This window comes from Massilia sp. CT11-108 (genome assembly GCF_047302915.1).
GTDB classification, from domain to species: domain Bacteria; phylum Pseudomonadota; class Gammaproteobacteria; order Burkholderiales; family Burkholderiaceae_D; genus Telluria; species Telluria orientalis.
Window position 1 is genome coordinate 1 of sequence record NZ_JBKYMO010001525.1, and the last position, 271, is coordinate 271.

The following is a 271-nucleotide window of genomic DNA, read 5'->3' on the forward strand; positions in this document are numbered from 1 at the left end:
ACTTCACCTTGGGGGTGACGGGCTCGAGCACGAGCTCGATCGACACCATCGAGGCGTTGTCGCCCTTGCGGAAGCCGAGCTTCGTGATGCGGGTGTAGCCGCCCTCACGGTTCTCGACGAGCGGCGCGATCTCGGTGAAGAGCATGTGCGCGGCGTCCTTGTTGTTGCGCAGCGTCTGCATCGCACGACGACGCGACGCGAGGTCGCCCCGCTTCGCGAAGGTGACGAGGCGCTCGGCGACGGGGCGGAGGCGCTTGGCCTTCGTCTCGGT

General features: G+C 67.5%; 1 protein-coding gene. It reads right to left on the bottom strand.

Translation table 11 applies throughout. The features are described 5' to 3' along the window. Nucleotides 1-271: 50S ribosomal protein L17 (rplQ, locus tag ACEN88_RS35500; RefSeq protein WP_413347093.1), on the bottom strand; the 271-nt coding region annotated here is incomplete at both ends.